The organism is Rhizobium fabae, assembly GCF_003985135.1.
GTDB classification, from domain to species: Bacteria; Pseudomonadota; Alphaproteobacteria; order Rhizobiales; family Rhizobiaceae; genus Rhizobium; species Rhizobium pisi.
Genome location: NZ_ML133649.1, coordinates 117,859 through 137,834, shown reverse-complemented (window position 1 = coordinate 137,834; position 19,976 = coordinate 117,859). Strand labels below are relative to the sequence as shown.

18 protein-coding genes and 1 tRNA gene are annotated in these 19,976 nt (G+C 61.5%); 13 read left to right on the top strand and 6 right to left on the bottom strand.

Annotated elements, in window-relative coordinates:
- Nucleotides 1–9: 9 nt before the first annotated feature.
- Complete coding sequence (locus tag EFB14_RS11885) at nt 10–3,528, bottom strand: PAS domain-containing hybrid sensor histidine kinase/response regulator (RefSeq protein WP_126825507.1); 3,519 nt, start codon at nt 3,526–3,528, stop codon at nt 10–12.
- Nucleotides 3,529–3,746: 218 nt separating this feature from the next.
- On the opposite strand from EFB14_RS11885, the gene mscL reads away from it, so the two are divergent.
- From mscL to EFB14_RS11860, 5 genes are all read left to right on the top strand, one after another.
- Nucleotides 3,747–4,184 (top strand): large conductance mechanosensitive channel protein MscL, encoded by a 438-nt coding sequence (mscL, locus tag EFB14_RS11880; RefSeq protein ID WP_125842309.1) that lies wholly within the window; start codon nt 3,747–3,749, stop codon nt 4,182–4,184.
- A gap of 97 nt (nt 4,185–4,281) precedes the next feature.
- On the top strand, nt 4,282–5,448 hold the full coding sequence (locus tag EFB14_RS11875) for a pyridoxal phosphate-dependent aminotransferase (RefSeq protein WP_126825504.1): 1,167 nt from the start codon (nt 4,282–4,284) through the stop codon (nt 5,446–5,448).
- 219 nt (nt 5,449–5,667) lie between these two features.
- Nucleotides 5,668–6,702, top strand: a complete 1,035-nt coding sequence (galE, locus tag EFB14_RS11870; protein WP_126825501.1) for a UDP-glucose 4-epimerase GalE — start codon at nt 5,668–5,670, stop codon at nt 6,700–6,702.
- Between the two features lie 119 nt (nt 6,703–6,821).
- Complete coding sequence (locus EFB14_RS11865) at nt 6,822–8,783, top strand: putative bifunctional diguanylate cyclase/phosphodiesterase (protein ID WP_126825498.1); 1,962 nt, start codon at nt 6,822–6,824, stop codon at nt 8,781–8,783.
- Nucleotides 8,784–8,865: 82 nt separating this feature from the next.
- A complete protein-coding gene (locus tag EFB14_RS11860) occupies nt 8,866–9,930 on the top strand; it encodes an enoyl-CoA hydratase/isomerase family protein (protein ID WP_126825495.1) in 1,065 nt (354 codons plus the stop codon).
- 11 nt (nt 9,931–9,941) lie between these two features.
- On the opposite strand, the gene EFB14_RS11855 is transcribed toward EFB14_RS11860, so the two are convergent.
- On the bottom strand, nt 9,942–12,002 hold the full coding sequence (locus tag EFB14_RS11855; RefSeq protein ID WP_125842319.1) for an ATP-dependent helicase: 2,061 nt from the start codon (nt 12,000–12,002) through the stop codon (nt 9,942–9,944).
- 97 nt (nt 12,003–12,099) lie between these two features.
- The gene (locus EFB14_RS11850) at nt 12,100–12,366 is read right to left on the bottom strand and encodes a hypothetical protein (protein ID WP_125842321.1); all 267 of its coding nucleotides are present in this window, start codon (nt 12,364–12,366) and stop codon (nt 12,100–12,102) included.
- A gap of 133 nt (nt 12,367–12,499) precedes the next feature.
- Here EFB14_RS11850 and EFB14_RS11845 point away from each other — a divergent pair, with 133 nt between their 5' ends.
- On the top strand, nt 12,500–12,760 hold the full coding sequence (locus EFB14_RS11845) for a BON domain-containing protein (protein ID WP_126825928.1): 261 nt from the start codon (nt 12,500–12,502) through the stop codon (nt 12,758–12,760).
- Between the two features lie 113 nt (nt 12,761–12,873).
- The gene (locus EFB14_RS11840; protein ID WP_125842323.1) at nt 12,874–13,137 is read left to right on the top strand and encodes a hypothetical protein; all 264 of its coding nucleotides are present in this window, start codon (nt 12,874–12,876) and stop codon (nt 13,135–13,137) included.
- A gap of 240 nt (nt 13,138–13,377) precedes the next feature.
- On the opposite strand, the gene EFB14_RS11835 is transcribed toward EFB14_RS11840, so the two are convergent.
- The 3 genes from EFB14_RS11835 to EFB14_RS11825 all read right to left on the bottom strand — a co-directional run bounded on the left by EFB14_RS11835 (nt 13,378) and on the right by EFB14_RS11825 (nt 15,265).
- Nucleotides 13,378–13,620 (bottom strand): DUF982 domain-containing protein, encoded by a 243-nt coding sequence (locus EFB14_RS11835; RefSeq protein ID WP_125842325.1) that lies wholly within the window; start codon nt 13,618–13,620, stop codon nt 13,378–13,380.
- A 243-nt stretch (nt 13,621–13,863) separates the two neighbouring features.
- Nucleotides 13,864–14,961, bottom strand: a complete 1,098-nt coding sequence (locus EFB14_RS11830; RefSeq protein ID WP_125842327.1) for an acyltransferase family protein — start codon at nt 14,959–14,961, stop codon at nt 13,864–13,866.
- A gap of 229 nt (nt 14,962–15,190) precedes the next feature.
- Nucleotides 15,191–15,265: transfer RNA gene (locus tag EFB14_RS11825), tRNA-Thr, on the bottom strand.
- 155 nt (nt 15,266–15,420) lie between these two features.
- On the opposite strand from EFB14_RS11825, the gene EFB14_RS11820 reads away from it, so the two are divergent.
- The 6 genes from EFB14_RS11820 to EFB14_RS11795 all read left to right on the top strand — a co-directional run bounded on the left by EFB14_RS11820 (nt 15,421) and on the right by EFB14_RS11795 (nt 19,874).
- Nucleotides 15,421–15,615 (top strand): hypothetical protein, encoded by a 195-nt coding sequence (locus EFB14_RS11820; RefSeq protein ID WP_125842329.1) that lies wholly within the window; start codon nt 15,421–15,423, stop codon nt 15,613–15,615.
- 107 nt (nt 15,616–15,722) lie between these two features.
- Nucleotides 15,723–17,015, top strand: a complete 1,293-nt coding sequence (gene murA / locus EFB14_RS11815; RefSeq protein WP_125842331.1) for a UDP-N-acetylglucosamine 1-carboxyvinyltransferase — start codon at nt 15,723–15,725, stop codon at nt 17,013–17,015.
- 109 nt (nt 17,016–17,124) lie between these two features.
- Nucleotides 17,125–17,556, top strand: a complete 432-nt coding sequence (locus tag EFB14_RS11810) for a DUF2948 family protein (protein ID WP_125842333.1) — start codon at nt 17,125–17,127, stop codon at nt 17,554–17,556.
- Nucleotides 17,557–17,615: 59 nt separating this feature from the next.
- A complete protein-coding gene (gene hisD / locus EFB14_RS11805; RefSeq protein WP_126825492.1) occupies nt 17,616–18,914 on the top strand; it encodes a histidinol dehydrogenase in 1,299 nt (432 codons plus the stop codon).
- 4 nt (nt 18,915–18,918) lie between these two features.
- Nucleotides 18,919–19,392 carry a UPF0262 family protein gene (locus tag EFB14_RS11800; RefSeq protein ID WP_125842337.1) on the top strand — a complete coding sequence of 158 codons (474 nt, stop codon included), beginning with the start codon at nt 18,919–18,921 and terminating at the stop codon, nt 19,390–19,392.
- Between the two features lie 5 nt (nt 19,393–19,397).
- Entirely contained in the window at nt 19,398–19,874 is a 477-nt protein-coding gene (locus EFB14_RS11795; RefSeq protein WP_125842339.1) for an arsenate-mycothiol transferase ArsC, read from the top strand.
- Nucleotides 19,875–19,976: the final 102 nt, after the last annotated feature.

Below are 19,976 nucleotides of genomic sequence, written 5' to 3'. Positions count from 1 at the left end.
GCTTGCTTCCTACTCTGCGGCAGCGCGCTTGAGGCCGGAAATCTGGGTGATATAGGCACGCAGCGCCGCCGGCCGCACCGGCTTGTGCTGGACGGCGATGCCGTGCCGCTCGGCCTCGCTGCGCACCTCCGGCGTGCGGTCGGCCGTGACCAGCAAAGCCGGGATATCGGCGCCGATCTGCCGGCGCAGATGCAGGATCGCGGCAATGCCGGTGCCGTCGCCAAGATGATAATCGGCGATGATGAGATCCGGCAGCCCGCCGTGCCCGTCGATAGCCATGACGTCGGCGAGGCGATCCAGCGCCTCCACCTCGCAGCCCCAGCCGCTGATCAGAAGCCGCATGCCTTCGAGGATATTCGGCTCGTTGTCGATGCAGAGGATCTTCAGCCCTTTCAGCGGTTGTCCCGGCCGGTCGGCGGGCGCGATCGCCGCTGCTGTCCCGGCGGGGCGGGAAACTTCGAGGGGCATGGTGATGCGGAACTCCGTGCCCCTGCCATGCGTCGAGTGCAGTTCGACCGGATGGTTCAGCACGCGGGCGATGCGATCGACGATCGACAGGCCAAGCCCGAGGCCGGAAGCAGTTTTCGCCCCTTCGTCCAGCCGCGCGAATTCCTTGAACACGGTGCGGAATTTCGATGGCGGAATGCCGATGCCCGAATCCATCACCTGGATGATCACCTGATTACCGCGTCGCCGCGCGCCAACCAGCACCTTGCCGGTGATCGTGTATTTGATGGCGTTGGAAACGAGGTTCTGCACTAGTCGTCGCAGAAGGTTGGGATCGGAGCGCACGCGCAGCGACGTCGGCATGACCACCAGCTTCAGCTGCTTTTCGCGGGCGATCGGCGCGAAATCGGTCTCGATGCGCTCCAACAGGTCGGAGAGCGCGACGGCGGCAAGCCGCGGCCGCATGGCGCCGGTATCGAGGCGGGAAATATCGAGCACCGCCCCGAGAATAGTCTCGACCGATTCCAGTGCGGAATCGATGTTGCGCACGATCGGGCTGTTGTCGGATTGCGCCATGCGCTCGACCAATGCGGAGGAATAGAGCCTGGCGGCGTTGAGCGGCTGCAGAATATCGTGGCCGGCGGCGGCGAAAAAGCGCGTCTTGCCGATGTTCGCCTCGTCGGCGGCAGCGCGCGCTTCGGCAAGCTCATGGTTGACGCGGGTCAGTTCGGCCGTCCGTTCGGCCACACGCTGCTCCAGCGTCTCATTTGCCTGTTTCAGCGCCTGGTCGGCGCTCACGCGCTGCGTAATGTCGGTGAAAGTCGCGACGATGCCCTTGTCCGGCATGGCGTTGGAGCGCACCTCGATGATCCGCTCTCCGCCGCCGAGCACCAGCGCGAAGGGTTTGTCGAGCGTCAGGAAATGCCGCACCGTCTGATTGAGGTCGCCGGGCGCAATGTCGCCGCGCCGGCTGAGGATGGTGACGATGTCGGACAAGGGAAAACCGACCTGGCCGGCATTTTCCGGCAGGTCCAGCAATTGCCGGAAGCGCCGGTTCCAGATCGTCAGCCGGTTGGAACTGTCGAAGACCGCAATGCCCTGGTCCATCTGCGAAAGGGCGGTCTGCAGCATGTCCTGGTTATATTGCAGCGCTTCGCTCGCCTGGTCGAGCAGCCAGGCGGTATCGGAAGAGGCATCCTCGATCTTCTGCAGGATCAAGGAGAGCACGAGCCTGGCCGAGGAGGAGCCGATGGCACTGCCGAGCAACTGCTCGCTGAAATGGATGAGCGCCATGTCGGCCGGCTGCTCGTCCTCCAGCTTGCGGCCGTAGCTTTGCTCGTAGGTCGTCAGCGAGCGTTGCATGCGCTCTTCCCCGAGATAGCGCGAGATCGCCGCCTTGAGATCGCCGACGCTGATGCGGGTCTTCCAGCCGCGCGTAGCGAATTGCGAGCGCGAATGCCGCTTGACGAAGATGCCGGCCTGGATGCGTTCCAGCGGTCTGGCATTGCGGGTGAGCGAGCCGACGACGAAGAAGGCTGTGTTGACGAGCAGGCTCATGACCGTCGCATTGACCAGCGGATCGGCGTCGGGCGCAGTGAACATTGTCGAGCCGGGAAAGATGAAACCGAGCACAGCACTTGCCACATGCGAATAATCGGGGCCGCCGAGCGAGGGCAGGAACAGCAGATAGATCCAGGTGACGAAGCCGGTGGTCAGCCCGAGGATCGCGCCGCGCGCATTCGCGCGCCGCCAGATCAGCCCGCCGATCAGGGCAGGGGCGATCTGCGCGATCGCGGCGAAGGAAAGAAGGCCGATCGAGGCAAGGCCGGCGGTGCTGTCCGTCGAGCGATAATAAGCATAGCCGAAAAGCAGCACGGCGAAGATGGCGCTGCGGCGGATGTTGAGCAGGGTCTTGGCGAAATCGTCGCGCTGGCTGGCGCGGCCGGCGAGTTTGCGCCTGAGGAAGATCGGCATGATGATGTCGTTCGACACCATGATCGACAGCGCCACGGAATCGACGATGACCATCGCCGTTGCAGCGGAGAAGCCACCGATGAAGGTGATCAGGGAAACCACGGGCATCTGGCCGGCAAGTGGCAGCGACAGCATATAGAAATCGGCATTGCCGGTGCCGCCGAAGGTCAGGAGGCCGCCGATCGCCACCGGCAGCACGAAGAGATTGATTGATATGAGGTAGGTGGGAAAGAGAAAACCCGCGAGCTTCAGCTGTTTCGGCGTCCGGTTTTCGACGACCGTGACGTGGAATTGCCGTGGCAGCATGATGATTGCGAAGGCCGACAGGACGATCAGGGTGATCCAGCGGCTGATCGGCGTGTGGTAGTTCAGAGCTGACATGACCAGCTCGTTGTCGACGGTCTTCTGCCAGAGATCGGTCGGGCCGTCGAAGAGAAACCAGATGACGCAGATGCCGGCCGTCAGGAAGGCGACGAGCTTGACCACAGATTCCATCGAGACGGCGAGGATGAGGCCGTCCTGATGCTCCGTTGCATCCGTATGCCGCGTGCCGAACATGATGGCGAAGCAGGCGAGCACCAGCGTCGCGACGAGCGGCAGGTCGAGAAAATAGAGATTGCCGCTGCCGATGCCGTAATCGGAGGGGTTGACCATGGCGCTGACGGTGCTCGAGATCGCCTTGAGCTGCAGCGCGATATAAGGAATGGTGCCGATCAGCGAAATCAGCGCCACGATCGTCGCGACCGTCGGGTTCTTGCCGTAGCGCGCGGCGACGAAATCGGCGACCGAGGTGAGTTTTTCGGCCTTGGCGAGCTCGATGATGCGGCGAAGCAGCGGCATGCCGAGCGTGAAGACAAGGATGGGACCGATATAGATGCCGGCAAATTCCAGGCCGCGCTGCGCGGCAAGCCCGACGCTGCCGAAATAGGTCCAGGAGGTGCAGTAGATCGCAAGGCTCAGCGCATAGACCACCGGCCATCCGCCTTCCAGCCTGCCCGGGCCGAGAGTGCCCCGCCTGCGGTTCTTGCGGTCGCCATAGCTTGCCACGGCGAAAAGCAGGAGCAGATAGCCGAAGGCAGACGCGAATATAACCCAGCCTGGAAGCATTGACCCTCCGCCGGCGGAAACCCGCCGGGATCTCCCGCAAGTGGATCAGCTTAAGTTATTTCAGGCGCTTTGAAAATTCCTGGCCGTCTAGGCCTTAAGTCAAAGACCGCGGGGGTATCGTCGATTAATTGCGATTGCCGATTGATTAATTGCAATGAAGATGTAGCTAATAAAATCAGTTGCATAACTTTGAAGTGCATCGAAGGGAGACGGATCCGATGCTCAACGAGTTCAAGGCCTTTATCGCCCGCGGCAATGTCATGGATCTTGCAGTCGGCGTCATCATCGGCGGCGCCTTTGGCGGCATCGTCAAATCGCTGGTCGACGACATCATTATGCCGATCGTCGGCGCCGTCTTCGGCGGCTTCGATTTCTCGAATTATTTCATTCCGCTGTCGTCGAAGGTCACCGAGACGTCGCTCGCCGCCGCCCGTGCGCAGGGAGCGGTGTTTGCCTATGGCAGCTTCCTCACCGTTCTGATCAACTTCCTCATTCTCGCCTGGATCATCTTCCTGATGGTCAAGGGTGTGAATACGCTGCGCGAGCAGGTCGAGCGCAAGGAAAAGGCCGCACCGGAAGAGCTGCCTCCGCCGCCGGCAGACGTTCAGCTGCTGACCGAGATCCGCGATCTTCTCGCCAAGCGCCCGACGGCTTGAGCCGGGCTCATTCATCACGAAAATCGATATGCCATCACTGGATATCATGGGATTTGCCGGCGCAAATCCTCTATGAAGGCGGAAACCGGAGATATGCATGTCGATCGTCACCAGCCTTAGCCCGCGCGCCTTGGCGGCGCCCGAAAGCGGGATTGTCGAAGTCGTAAATTATGCTCGTGGCCGTGACGGCCTATTACCGCTCTGGGTGGGGGAAGGCGATCTGCCGACGCCCGATTTCATCAGCAGGGCGGCGATGGGCGCGCTTGCGGCCGGCGAGACCTTCTACACCTGGCAGCGTGGCATTCCCGAGCTTCGCCGGGCGCTTTCGGATTATTACGCCAGGCATTTCGCCGTCCGGCTGCCGGTCGAGCATTTCTATGTCGCCGGCTCCGGCATGCAGGCGATCCAGATCGCAGTACAGGCGCTGACCTCGCCGGGCGACGAATTCGTCTTCCTCACGCCCGCCTGGCCGAATATCGCCGCGGCCCTCGAAATAGCGGGCGCGCGCTCCGTCGGCGTCGAGCTGCAGTTCGAAGGCGGTCGATGGACGGTCGATCTCGACCGCATCGAAGCCGCGATCACGCAAAAGACCAGGGGCATCTTCATCAATACGCCGTCGAACCCGACGGGTTGGACGGCGACGAAGAAGGATCTCGCCGACATCCTGGCGCTCGCCCGCAAGTACGACCTCTGGATCATGGCGGATGAAATCTACGCCCTCTATTATTTTGCCGGCGGCCGCGCGCCCTCCTTCCTCAACGTAATGGAACCGGATGACAAGATCATCTTCGTCAATTCCTTCTCGAAGAACTGGTCGATGACCGGCTGGCGCGTCGGCTGGATCGTAGCACCCCCGGAAATGGGGCAGGTGCTCGAAAACCTCATTCAGTATTCGACGTCGGGCGTGGCGCAGTTCATGCAGAAGGGCGCCGTCGCGGCCCTCGATGACGGCGATGATTTTGTGCGCGCCAATATCGCCAAGGCCGCCCGCTCGCGCGATATTCTCTGCGATGCGCTGATCGCCACCAATCGTGTCGAGACGCTGAAGCCGGACGGCGCGCTCTATGCTTTCCTGAAGATCGACGGCGTCACCGATAGCCGTAGCGCTGCCATCGATATCGTCGACAAGACAGGTGTCGGACTTGCTCCCGGAACCGCCTTCGGTGCCGGCGGCGAACTCTTCCTGCGCGCCTGTTTCCTGCGCGACCCGGCCCAGGTGGCAATCGCCGCTGAACGTCTCTGCGATTATATCCTCAAGCTCTGAGAACCTCGGCGGCAAGACGCGTGGCGGCTCCCAGCCCGGCCGATTTTGTGCGAAATCGCAAGATCGATAAAACTCTAGCAAAGCCCGAAATCGGCCTCTAACCACGACTCCAAACATACCCGTTCAAAGGCTGCCAAACGGCCATCCGATAAGAAGATTGGAAAGAAAAACCGGCGCCTGATGCCCCTGCCTATAAAAACGAAAGCAGGGATGCGTGACATGGCGGTTTTGGTGACGGGCGGGGCCGGATATATCGGCAGTCACATGGTTTGGTTGTTGCTCGATTCAGGCGAGGATGTGGTCGTGCTCGACCGCCTCTCCACGGGTTTTCGATGGGCCGTGGCGCCGGCGGCGCGTTTCTATCTCGGCGACATTGCCGACCCCGATATATTGAAGAAGATCTTCATCGAGAACGACATCGAGACGATCATCCATTTCGCCGGGTCCGCCGTCGTCCCGGTCTCGGTCGCTGATCCGCTTTCCTATTACGACAACAATTCCGGTAAGACCCGCGCGCTTCTGAGCGCTTCGATCAAGGCTGGCATCCGCAATTTCGTCTTCTCCTCGACGGCAGCCGTCTACGGTCAGCAGAAGACGGACCTGCCCGTGAAGGAGACAGCTTCCCTCAACCCGGAAAATCCTTACGGCCAATCCAAGCTGATGACCGAACTCATGCTGCGCGATGCCGCAGCCGCCTATGACTTCAACTATGTCGCGCTTCGCTATTTCAACGTCGCCGGCGCCGACCCGCACCACCGCACCGGCCAGTCGACTTCAGGCGCCACGCATCTCATCAAGGTTGCCTGCGAGGCCGCACTCGGCACGCGCGACGGCGTGCATGTCTATGGCATCGACTATCCCACGCATGACGGCACCGGCGTGCGGGACTACATCCACGTCACGGATCTTGTCGATGCACACCTGAAAGCGCTGCAGCACCTGCGCAAGGACAAGGGCTCGCTCGTTGCCAATTGCGGCTATGGCAGCGGCTATTCCGTGCTCGACGTGCTGAACATGGTCACCCGCCTCCACGGACATTCATTCAAGATCCACATGGCGCCGCGCCGCGCCGGGGATTCGGCAAGCGTCGTCGCAGACGCTTCGCTCGCCCGGCAGGTGCTCGACTGGAAACCTCGCTACGATTCGCTGGAAACCATCGTCCAGAGCTCGCTCGATTGGGAACTCTTCCTGTCGAACAAGAACGTCGACGATCTGCACAGCATCCATCGGGCGCTCGCCGCCGCTTCTTTCTGAACGGCGTTTCGACGCAACGGCCTTTTTACCATCCCCGTCCCGGCGGGGTCCGCATGACATGACTGGAATAAGGAAACATCAAGCTTTCTCTGGTGGCTCGGGGCCGACGGAAAAGAGACATGAAGAACTTTCTGGCCGCGCTGCGGCTGCAAAAAGACAACCCGACGTTTCTGGTGGCGCAGTTCCAGGCCCTGTCGTCCCAGATCCCTATTCTTTATGTCCTCCTGATCATCAACGCCCTTGCGGTGGCGGTTACGCACGTTAAATCCGCTCCTCTCTGGCTCGCGCTCTATATCCCTGTCGGTCTCAGCATCGTCTGCGTGTTCCGCCTCTGCTGGTGGGCGACCAGGGGCAAGGAAAACGTCACCGCCGAGCGGGCTTACCGGCTGATGAAGGTCACCATATCAGGCGCCTGCATCCTGGCCGCCGCCTTCGGCGGCTGGGCGATCGCGCTTTATCAGTACGGCGATGCCTCCCAGCAGGGCCAGATCGCCTATTTCCTCGTCGTGACGGGCATTTCCTGCATCTTCTGCCTGATGCATCTGCCGATGGCGGCGGCGATCACCACTGTCATCACCTTCTCGGCCATGATCGCGACCTTCATGTTCTCGGGCAATCCCGTTTTCGTGGCGACCGCCGTCAGCGGCCTTTTCCTGATTCTGCCCTTTTTGAGGGTAATCAACAGCTATTTCCAGAATTTCGTCGGCCTTGTGCAATTGACCGAGGAATTGAAGCAGAAGCAGGCGGAGGCTGAGGAGCTCAATCTCGTCAACAGCCGCAACGCCATGCAGGACCAATTGACCAGCCTTGCCAACCGCCGCAGCTTCTTTCTCTCGCTGGAAAAACGGCTGCGGGAGAAACCATCCTCGCCGCCCGTCCTCGGCATTATCGATCTCGACGGGTTCAAGCCCGTCAACGACGTCTTCGGCCATGCCGCGGGCGATCTCGTGCTCAAGGAGACGGCCCGCCGCTTCACCGCGCTGGTCGGCAACGAGGGCATCGTCTCCCGCCTCGGCGGCGATGAATTCGGCATCATCTTCCCCTGTTCGATGACGCGCAACGCGATCGCCGATCTCGGCCAGGCGCTCTGCGCGGCCGTCCGCGAGCCCTATGAAATCCCCGACGGCTCGGTTCGTGTTTTCGGTTCCTGCGGCATCGTCTATCCCGATATCGGCCAATACACGGCCGAGGATCTCTACGAGAAGGCGGATTTCGCCCTCTACCAGGTCAAGAGCAAGCGCAGCAGCGGCGTCGAATTCTTCTCAGCCGACCACGAAAAAATCCTGACGCAGCGCCACCTGATCGAACTCGAACTGCAGGCGAACGACTTCGCCCAGGAATTGAAGCTCGATTATCAGCCGATCGTCGAATTGAAGAGCGGCCGCGTCGTCGGTTACGAGGCGCTCGCCCGCTGGGACAGCGCCCGCTTCGGCCGCATCAGCCCTGAGGCCTTCATCCCCGCCGCCGAACGCACGGCCGTCATCGGCCGAATGACGCGCATCCTCTTTGCCCAGGCGCTCGAAGCGCTGGCGATCATGCCGAAACATCTCAGGCTATCCTTCAACCTCTCGGCCCGCGATATTTGCGATCACGAGACCTCGATGGCCCTGCTCGCCATGATCACCCGCTCCGGCGTCGATCCGAAGCGCATCGAATTCGAGATTACCGAAACGGCGCTGCTTTCCGATTTCGACGCTGCCGACCGGGTGATATCAATGCTGCGCGCCGCCGGCATATCAATCGCGCTGGACGATTTCGGCACCGGCTTTTCGAGCCTCAGCCATATCCATCGTCTCGCCTTCGACAAGCTGAAGATCGACAAGGGTTTCGTGATGAATTTCGATCGCGACGCCCGCTGCATGAACATCACCCGCTCGGTCGCCAATCTCTGCCAGAATCTCGGCATCGCCTCCGTTGCCGAAGGCGTCGAAAGCGAGCAGATCGCCGAGGGATTGAAAGCAATGGGCGTCCGTCTGGCCCAAGGCTATTATTTCTCGCGGCCGCTGCCGCTGGAACTTGCCATCGAATATGCGGCCAGATGCGACGGCGCCGTTTCCGCCCGCAATTCGCTCTCTGCCTGACAATCGATCGCGGCCGGCCGCAAATCGACTGGAGCGACGCCGCCTCGTCGTCTATTCATGGTCGCAACAGTGGAGGTGAAGCATGCAGGACGGCGAACGGCCAAGCGAAGTCATCATCGAGCGGCGAGGCACTGCCGGCATTATCCGGCTCAACCGGCCGCGGGCGCTGAACAGCCTGACGCTGCCGATGATCCGCGCGATCACCGAGGCCCTCGACGCTTTCGCCGGTGATGCCGCGGTGGCGAGCGTCGTGGTGACGGGGGAGGGTGAGCGCGGCTTCTGCGCCGGAGGCGATATCCGCGCCTTGCATGAGAGCGCCCGCGCCGGCGACGGCCTTGCGGGCGCCTTCTGGCGCGAGGAATTCCGCCTCAACCATATGATCGCCTTCTATCCCAAACCCTATGTCGCGCTCATGGATGGCATCACCATGGGCGGCGGCGTCGGCCTGTCGTCGCACGGTCGCCATCGCATCGTCACCGAGCGCACGCGCCTTGCCATGCCCGAAACCGGCATCGGCTATGTCCCGGATATCGGCGCCACCTGGCTGTTGCCACACGCCCCCGGCGAGGCGGGAACATGGCTCGGCCTAACAGGGCTCGATATTGGTGCCGCCGACGCGATCCACGCCCGCCTTGCCGATCTTCAAATCGCTTCGTCGCGGCTTGGAGAGGTGATCGAGGTTTTGTCGATCTTGCCGCTCGGCAGCGCGCCAAGCGATGTCGATGCCGTGTTGCAGGCGCTTTCCGAGCCTCCGGCAGAAGGCCAGCTGCAGCGGAACGCGGCAACGATTGATCGCGCATTTCGGTTTGACAGCGTCGAGGCGATCCTGGCCGCTCTCGCAGTGGAGGAGGGCGACTTCCCCGCCGAGACGCGCCGGGTATTGCTGACGCGTTCGCCAACCAGTCTGAAGCTCGCCTTGCGGCTGCTCAGGGCCGGCCGCCGCAGCATCTCGCTCGCCGAATGCCTTCGCCGCGAACTCGGCGCCTGCCTGCAGATGTTGCACAATCCCGATTTTTTCGAGGGCATCCGCGCCGCCGTCATCGACAAGGACCGCAATCCGAAATGGTCGCCCTCATCAGTCGAAGCCGTGGAGGCGGCATCGGTCGAACATTTCCTGAAACCGGCCGAACCGCCGCTTTTGCTCTAAACCGTCCCGGCCTATCGCCACATGCCGCGCATGCGGGCGCCGACATCGATGCGCACCTGCCGGGCCTGCGCTTGGGCGGCGGCGTCCGATTTCACCTGCGGCCAGCTGCACGCCTCGAAGAACTGCAGCAGCGTCGCAGGGATGAAACGGCTGCGCGAGGCATAGACGTGGCGGTCGCCCTGCGAATTCTGCCCATAAGTAAAGAAGCGTTGCGGCACGACGAGGTCGAGACCGTCTCTTGCGCGCGTCATCGCCACGTAGAGCAGGCGACGTTCCTCTTCGATTTCGGCCGTGGTGCCGACGGCGAGATCGTTCGGAATGCAGCCGTCGACGACATTCAGTATGAAAACCCTCGTCCACTCCTGGCCCTTTGCGGAATGGATGGTCGACAGGATGAGATAGTCGTCGTCGAGAAGCGGCACGCCCGCCTGGTCGCTGGTCGCATCCGGCGGATCGAGGGTAAGCTCGGTGAGGAAGCGCTCGCGTGAGGCATAACCGCTGGCGATCTGTTCGAGCTGCAGCAGGTCGGCCTGCCGGGTCGCGGCGTCCTCATGCAGCCGTTCCAGATGCGGCGCATACCATTCTCGCACCAGCCCGATTTCCGCCGGCCAGCCGGCCTTCCCGGACTTCATCTCCTGCAGCATCGAAACGAAGGATGTCCAGTCTTCGCCCGAGCGCGGCGGCGCCGGCATGGCGGCAAGGGCAGACAGCGGGCTCACATCCTCCGCCATCAGGTCGAGCGCCTTCTGCGCTGTCGAGGGGCCGACACCCGGCAGGATCTGCATCAGCCGGAACCCCGCCACGCGGTCGCGCGGGTTCTGCGCGAAGCGAAGGGTGGCCAGCATGTCCTTCACATGCGCGCTGTCGAGAAACTTCAGCCCGCCGAACTTGACGAAGGGAATGTTGCGCCGGGTCAATTCGACCTCCAGCGGCCCGCTGTGATGCGAGGCGCGGAAGAGCACGGCCTGCTGCTTGAGCTTGAGGCCTTCCTCGCGATTGTCGAGCACCTTGTCGGCGATGTAGCGCGCCTGTTCGGCCTCATCTCGAACCGTGACGAGACGCGGCCGCTCAGAGGATTGCCGCTCGGTCCAGAGGTTCTTGGTGAAGCGCTCCGAGGCGAGATCGATGACGGCGTTGGCCGCTGCCAGGATCGGCTGCGTCGAGCGGTAATTGCGGTCGAGTGTCACGATGTTGGCCGCCGGGCTGAAGGCGGCGGGAAAGTCGAGGATATTGCGCACCGTCGCGGCGCGGAAGGAATAGATCGACTGCGCATCGTCGCCGACGACGGTCAGCCCCCGGCCTTCGGGTTTTAGTGCGAGCAGGATCGAAGCCTGCAGCCGGTTGGTGTCCTGATATTCGTCGACGAGCACATGGTCGAAGCGGCTGCCGATGTCCTCGGCAATGACAGCCTCGCCGACCATCTGCGCCCAATAGAGCAGCAGATCGTCATAATCGAGCACATTCTGGGTCTGCTTCGCCTCCACATAGCAGGCGAAAAGTTCGCGCAGCTGTTTCTCCCATGTCGCGCACCAGGGAAAGGCGTCGCGCAGCACGAGGTCGAGCGCGGTTTCCGAATTCACCGCTCGGGAATAGATGGCAAGGCAGGTGCCCTTTGTGGGGAAGCGGCTTTCCGTCTTTGAGAAGCCTAGGTCATGCCGGATCAGGTTCATCAGATCGGCGCTGTCTTCGCGGTCGTGGATGGTGAAGTCAGGATCGAGACCGATCTGCTGGGCGTAATCTCGCAGTAGCCGCGCGCCGATGCCGTGGAAGGTGCCGGACCAGGAAAGCGCGTCCGCCATGACGCCGGCATTGGCGCCAAGCACATCGCGGCAGATGCGCTCGACGCGCCGCGCCATCTCGGCCGCCGCCCGGCGCGAGAAGGTCATCAGCAGTATGCGGCGGGGGTCGGCGCCCTTGACGATGAGATGGGCGACCCGATGCGCCAAGGTATTCGTCTTGCCGGAGCCGGCGCCGGCAATGACCAGCAGCGGCCCGGCAATATGATTGCCGTCGGTGAGCGTGCCGTGCTCGACGGCCATGCGCTGCTGTGGATTGAGCTTTTCGAGGTACATCCAGCCGTCCGGTCGGGCTCCCGCAGAATCACCGCGGAGAGATTAGATGTTCCTTGAATGTTCGCGATTGCCGCCTCTGTCAAGCGGCGCGAGAACCTCAGTCGGGGAAATCCGGGCCGACCACACGCCGTACCAGTTTCAGGCTGCGGTCCGGCTGAAGAATATAGGTCTCCTCCACCCGTTGGCCCGTCTGATTGTAGAACTGGTTGTAAACAGCGCTGCCGACCGGCGACTTGGTGAGCTTCGTTCGCGGCTGGCCGCCATAGGTGATGCTGCCCGGAATGGGTTCCAGCGCCGGCCCATCGGCTGAGGAGCAGCCGGCCAGCAATGCCCCGGCAAACAATGCGGGCAGAAACGCTTTCATCGTCGTCATCCTTCTTCCGTTGCCGGCAGATATGGAAATCGCCGCGTCTTTCGCCAAGGGCTGGCCGCCTGCAGCAACGAAACGCCTCGCTCCGGCGTTTATCAAGATCAGTCAACATCAAGGGACGGTCACGATGCCCGGCTTTCTGACATTCACGGGCCATGAGGAAATCGGCCGACAGGGACACCGCGATGCGGCGACGCGCGCTTCGGTGGAGAGCGCCCTTCATGCTGCCGATAATATCGAAGCCGGGGAGGTCATCGTCAGCATGCTGGGCTCATACGTGATCCTGGAAGGTTTCGTGCGCCGGCGGGGTGACGTCGAGCGAGCGGTCGAGATCGCCGAGAGCATTGTCGGTCGAGGCTACGTGCGCAGCCGGATGCTGCACCGCTGAGGTGCGGCGAATGGGGCGCCGCGTCGGCCACGCGCTCCTATCCCGGTGTTGAGCAGCGGAACCAAAGGCCATCCCGGGTGTTGAAATGCCGGATCTAAAAGCTGGAGACCATCATGCAGTTGCTTTCTCGCCTCTGGGCAGCGACCCTGATTTCGGGTTGGGGCGTCTTTGCCGGCTCCGCCCATGCCTCGCTCGAAACCGGCACGAACTATTCCGCTCTGCCGAAGGACCAGATCGCCCTCAACGAATATACGGGAACTGCCGCTTGCACGCTGGCGGAACCCCGGTATCTCCCCTCTTTCATCCGCACGGCGGACGGCACGATCATCGGCGTCGGTTATGTCGAGGTGGAGAGTGAAGGGGGCGCAGCCTGCTGAAAACATCCGGGCTTGCTCGGACGAGGCTCGCCTGCGTTCCCGCAGAGGTGACGAGCCTCTGACCATCATCATGATGGCTGAGCATCTTCTATTGATGCACCTGTCCTGGGCGCAACGCCTCTTGCGTCAAAACCCGGCACAAGCTCGATGCAGGGTTAAGTGAAAATCAAGCATTGTACCGTTCCGACACGCTTCCTTCGGCAAAAAGCCGGCAAACGGCCCAAAAACCTTACCGAACTGCTAATGCAGCTTCAGCTTTGCCTCTTCGGCCGCTGCCAGGAACTCGGCTCTTGCTTCTTCCACGCTCTTGCGCCCGTCGAGCGCTGCCCGGCAGGTGCTGCGAGCCTTGATGTAATGAAGCCCGCGCGAACTCGGCCACAGATCCGCCAGGCATTTCAGCGCATCGAACGGACCATTGACCGTTCGCGCGTCGGCGCCTTCGAAACCGACCGTGACCGGGCTGTTCCATCGTTCAGTTGCCATCGATGCTCCTCCAGGGTTTTCGATTGACCAGATGTAACATCTCCCAATTCCTCCGGGAGACTCCGCGATAGTTAATATTCTAGCGCGATTTTCGCGGGCAGCAATGGTGGATGGATTCCGGCTGGTGAGGCGGAATGAGCTCAGGCGTTCGCTCTGCCTAAAGGTCCTTCAACCGGGAACGAGGGCAAGTTCGACGATGAATGCCATGGCGACGGTTCCGCCACAGCTAAACTGGCAGGGATTTCATTCAGCTGCTTGGGGCCGTGTCGCGAGATTTCGACCCAGCCGCTGAAATGGAACTTCGATGAAATTATAGGAGGCTATCGATATGGCGAGCGTGCCAGCCAATGTCATGATCAGCAACAGGGCGGCATGAAGATAGGGCGATGTGATCCCGGCTTTTTCAAGAGCCAGCATCCCCAAGACGAGCACAGCCATGTGCGAGAGATAAACGGAATAGGACATCTGCCCCAGCGCCTGGATGGGCTTCCATCTGAGGAGTCCGCCAACTGCTGAAAGACCAAATTGGCTTGGGGCCAGAACAGCAGCGGTGGCGACAATCCAGATCGAGACGGGCAGCACTGACGGCAATTCAAACAATATCAATGCCGTAACTATGAGCAGCGCAATTGGCGCTATGGCAATCCTGCGGTGAGCCAAGAGAGGGATGCCAACATTTAGCAGGAAGTATGTCGCAATGCCGATCGCAAAGAACGCGGAATATCGGCCGATGAAGCTATAGGGGAACCGAGGGCTGACATACGAAAGCACAAACAGCCCGATAACGAGGATTAGGCAAGCTTTGAAATTGCCTGCGGCGCGCACGCCCAAGGCGATCACCAATGGTGCAATCAGATAAAACTGCCATTCGAGCGAAATGCTCCATGCCTGCCCGAGAAAAGCATACTCTCCATTCGGGACCATGTTTCTTGGGACGACACCATGCAAGGCGACGATGTGGCTGACGACGTTCGGCCAAAAATTATCGAGCGCGGCAAGTGAGATCTGCAGTCGATTGGGCGTTGCCTCGCCGCCTGCTGCATTGGTCCATACGTCGACGCTAACCCACGCCAAGGCAATGGAGATCGCGAGATAGAACCAGTACACAGGAAATATCCGCAATACTCGACGAATGATGTAAATGCCGTAAGTCTCTCGCTTCCGCTCGACGAGCGTTGCAATAGCAAATCCGCTCAAGATTACAAAAACATCGACGGCGTAGGCATTTCCCAAGTTCGCGGGCCACGGAAACTGCATATAGATTGTCGCGGCCCAATGTCCGATAAGCACCCAGAGGGCCATCAGTCCTCGCAAGCCGTCATATTCTTTGATGTGGCGCAAGATCTATTCCCTGGCTGGAGTTTGGCCCAAATATCACTACCGGTCGTGGGTTGTAAGTTAGGGTGCAGCTCAGGTCAACTTCAGCGATAGGGAAACCTACGGCCAATAGCCGCCTGGGGCGGCGTTTGATATTTAGCAATCGGGAAAGATGATGAGCCTCACCCGGGGCGGTTTCGCGTGTGATCCTGCGCGCTGCCTGATTTTCAATAGTAGTTTTTTGAGAGAAAACTGGTGCTGCCGAGTGGGATTGAACCACCGACCTCACCCTTACCAAGGGTGTGCTCTACCACTGAGCTACGGCAGCAGGACCAGTACCCGTGCGAGCCGGGGGCTCAATTGCGGGAACGGGGCGGCTATTGCCACAGCTTGGCGACAAGCGCAAGCAGCAAATTCCAACTTCGCGTGGATTGGGATGCAAGGGACTTTTGGATCGGCGCAAATTCGGCTAATCCTGTTCACATGAACGACAAGACCGAAACCGGCCAAAAGAGCCGCAAAGAGGCGATCGAGGCCCAGGCGAAACTGCGCCGCGAGCGCGCCGCCGAAAAGCTCAGGGAAAATCTAGGGCGACGCAAACAGCAGGTGCGCGCCCGCCGTTCGGGCCAGGCCGACGAGACAGATGGACTGCCCGCCGCAAAAATGGACGAATCGTAATGTTCCGTCCGTGACGAATTGAAGCGTCCCGAGAAATCCCCTAAACACTCCACTCCTTATTCCAAGGCAGAACTTTCAGGAAAGGCGGGCGCGGCCCGTAAGCGCACATGGATCGTATCAGAATCGTCGGCGGTAATGAGCTGAATGGCATCATTCCGATTTCCGGCGCCAAGAATGCCGCACTGCCGCTGATGATCGCCTCGCTTCTGACCAGCGATACGCTGACGCTCGAAAACGTGCCGCATCTGGCCGACGTCGAGCTGCTGATGCGCATCCTCGGCAATCACGGCGTCGACGTCGCCGTCAACGGCCGCCGCGAGCGCCAGGAAGATTCCTATGCGCGCACGATCCATTTCACCTGCCGCACCATCGTCGACACCACTGCATCTTACGAACTGGTCTCCAAGATGCGCGCCTCCTTCTGGGTTATCGGACCGCTTTTGGCACGCGAAGGCCATTGCAGGGTTTCGCTGCCGGGAGGCTGCGCCATCGGCACGCGCCCTGTCGATCTCTTCATCGAGGGCCTGACGGCGCTCGGCGCGACTATGGAGATCGATGCCGGATACATCAACGCCAAGGCGCCTGCCGGCGGCCTGATCGGAGCACGCTACACCTTCCCGAAGGTCTCCGTCGGCGCCACCCATGTGATGATGATGGCGGCAACGCTTGCCCGCGGCACGACTGTCATCGGCAATGCCGCCCGCGAGCCTGAGGTCGTCGACCTCGCCAACTGCCTGAACGCCATGGGCGCCAAGATCACTGGCGCCGGCACGGCAACGATCACCATCGAAGGCGTTACCTCGCTCTCCGGCGCCCGCCACCGCGTCCTGCCGGATCGCATCGAGACCGGCACCTACGCCATGGCCGTCGCCATGGCCGGCGGCGACGTCGTGCTCGAGAATACCGATACGTCGCTGCTCGAAACCGCGCTGGAAACGCTGCGTCGGGCCGGCGCGGAAATCTCGTCGACCAACAACGGCATGCGCATCAGGCGCAACGGCGCCGGCATCAAGCCGGTCGATATCGTCACCGATCCTTTCCCGGGCTTCCCCACGGACCTGCAGGCGCAGTTCATGGCGCTGATGACCCGCTCTTCGGGCATTTCGCATGTCACCGAGACCATCTTCGAAAACCGTTTCATGCATGTGCAGGAGCTTGCCCGCCTCGGCGCTAGGATCTCGCTCTCCGGCCAGACGGCGAAGATCGAGGGTGTCGAGCGCCTGCGCGGCGCCCCCGTCATGGCGACCGATCTGCGCGCCTCCGTTTCGCTCGTCATCGCCGGCCTCGCCGCCGAGGGCGAAACCACGGTGTCCCGCGTCTATCACCTCGACCGCGGTTTCGAGCGGCTTGAGGAGAAGCTGACCCGCTGCGGCGCAGTGGTCGAGCGCATCAGCGAGTAAAGCGACCTTCACCCCGGTTGCGTAATTGGCCGCAGCATCTTATTTCCCTTGTCTGACGCATCGCCATTCCGGCGGTGCCCGGCACCTGAAGTAATGGGATTGAGGCTGAATGACCGACCTGAAGCTTGTTGCGCTCGATGACGAGGATCTTGCGATCATTTCCGCGCATATGCAGGACAGCGTCTTCAAGGTCGGCGATATCGACTGGTCGCCGCGCGACGCGCAGTTCGCCCTTGCCGTCAATCGTTTCGTCTGGGAAAGTGCCGCGCGCAAGCGTAGGGGTTTTGAGCGCCGCCGTGCGGCGCTGGTCTTCAAGCGTGTGCTTGCCGTCCGTTCGCTCGGCATCGACCGTGGGAAGCGCGACGAGGTGCTGTCGCTGCTTGCACTGCGCTTCGAGAAGAAGGGCGAGGGGCCGGACGGTACGATCGAACTGTCGCTGTCAGGCACAGCCTCGATCGCGCTCGATGTTGAATGCATCGAGATCCAGCTGGCCGATATCGGCGGTGCCTGGGAGGCGGCTTCAAAGCCTCGCCATCCCTGAAACGCCTGTCGCGTGAACGTTTGAACATCGCGGTTTCGAGTTGAGAAGGAATATCGGTCTTGGCAATCTGGCTGGATCAGGCATCGGAAGGTTTCGAGCAGCATTTTGCCGCCTTTCTGACGACGAAGCGTGAAGTCTCCGAAGATGTGAACGTCGTGGTTCGCGCCATCATTGATGACGTGCGCGCCCGCGGCGACGCAGCGCTGGCCGAATATTCGCTGAAGTTCGACGGCATCGATTTCGCCACCGTCCCGATGCGCGTCACATCAGAGGAGATCGACGCCGCCGTCGAGGCGGTGCCATCGGAAGTGCTGGGCGCGCTGAAGCTTGCGACACTGCGCATCGAATCCCACCATCGCCGGCAACTGCCGAAGGACGATATCTACGAGGACGACATGGGCGTCGGTCTCGGCTCGCGCTGGACAGCGATCGAGGCGGTCGGGCTCTATGTTCCGGGTGGCACGGCCAGCTATCCGAGTTCGGTGCTGATGAATGCCGTGCCGGCCAAGGTCGCCGGCGTTGATCGCATCGTCATCGCCGTTCCCGCCACAGGCGGCGCTGTCAATCCGGCGGTGCTTGCCGCCGCCAAGCTTGTGGGCGTCACGGAGATTTATCGTCTCGGCGGCGCCCAGGCGATCGCGGCACTCGCCTACGGCACTGAGACGATCGCCCCGGTTGCCAAGATCACTGGCCCCGGCAATGCCTATGTCGCTGCCGCCAAACGCCATGTCTTCGGCACCGTCGGCATCGACATGATCGCCGGCCCCTCCGAAGTGCTCGTCATCGCAGACAAGGACAACAATCCCGATTGGATCGCTGCCGACCTGCTGGCACAGGCCGAGCACGATGTCAGCGCCCAGGCGATCCTGATCACCGACGATGCCGAATTCGGCAAGGCGGTGGAGCAGGCGGTCGAACGCCAGCTGAAGACGCTGAACCGCGCCGAGACGGCTGCGGCCAGCTGGCGCGATTTCGGCGCAATCATCCTGGTTGCCGATCTGAAACAGGCCATTCCCCTGGCAAACCGTATCGCCGCCGAGCATCTGGAACTTGCGGTCGTCAATCCGGACCGGCTGCTCGACGGCATCCGCAATGCTGGAGCGATTTTCATCGGCTCCCACACACCCGAGGTGATCGGCGATTATGTCGGCGGTTCGAACCATGTGCTGCCGACGGCGCGTTCGGCGCGCTTCTCATCGGGTCTTTCAGTCCTCGATTTCGTCAAGCGCACCTCGATCCTGCGCCTCGGTCCGCAGCAGCTGCGTACCCTCGGCCCGGCGGCGATCGCGCTTGCCGTTTCCGAGGGCCTCGATGCCCATGCGCGATCGGTCGCGATCCGCCTCAACCTCGAAAGGTGAGGGCATGGCGAAGGGCGATTTTCGGCTTTGCGACGTCGTCCTTGACGATACGATCGGCCGTTCGACGCCAGATGTCGAGCACGAACGCGCCGTCGCCATCTTCGATCTCATCGAGGAGAACAGCTTCGAGCCGCTCGGCCATGCCGGCGGGCCTTACCGGCTGAACATCTCCCTGGTCGATTCGAAGCTGGTCTTCGCCATCACCACGGAAGAAGGCCGCGACGTCGCCACCCATATCCTGTCGCTGACGCCCTTTCGACGGATCGTGAAGGATTACTTCATGATCTGCGAGAGCTATTACGAAGCGATCCGGTCGGCGACGCCGAGCCGCATCGAGGCGATAGACATGGGGCGGCGCGGTATTCACAATGAAGGTTCGCAGACGCTGAAAGACAGGCTGGCCGGCAAGATCGAGGTCGATTTCGACACCGCCCGGCGCCTTTTCACGCTGGTCTGCGTGCTCTACTGGCGTGGGTGACGGCCATGGAGCTCGCCGCCGATGCCGAGGAAGGAAAGAGGCCGGGCGCCATTCTCTTCATGTGCGGGCTGAATGCCATCCGCTCGCCGATGGCGGAAATGATTGCCCGTAGCATTCTGCCGTCCAATACTTATATACGCTCCGCCGGGGTTCGCGCCGGCGAGCGCGATCCCTTCGTAGATGTCGTGCTCGAAGAGATCGGGCTTTCACTCGGGCGCCGCCAGCCGCAGACGCTGGAGGAGCTGGAGGATGATTATTTCGATCTGATCATCACCCTTTCGCCGCAGGCTCACCACGCGGCGCTTGAGCTCACCCGGTCAAGTGCGGTCGATGTCGTCTATTGGCCGACGATGGATCCGACGGTCGTCAGCGGAACGCGCGAGCAGATTCTGGAGAGCTACCGCGAGGTCCGCAATCACCTGATCAGTCTCATCGAAAGCCGGCTACTCAAAAGGAAAGGCGTTGCCGCGCAATCGGCATGAAAACAAATAAAAGAAAGCCCGATCAACAAGGTTCACAAACCTGCGTTGATTGTGTAGTTTCCGCCCAAATTTTTAAAGGCGCGCGCTGCGCTGCCTATTCAA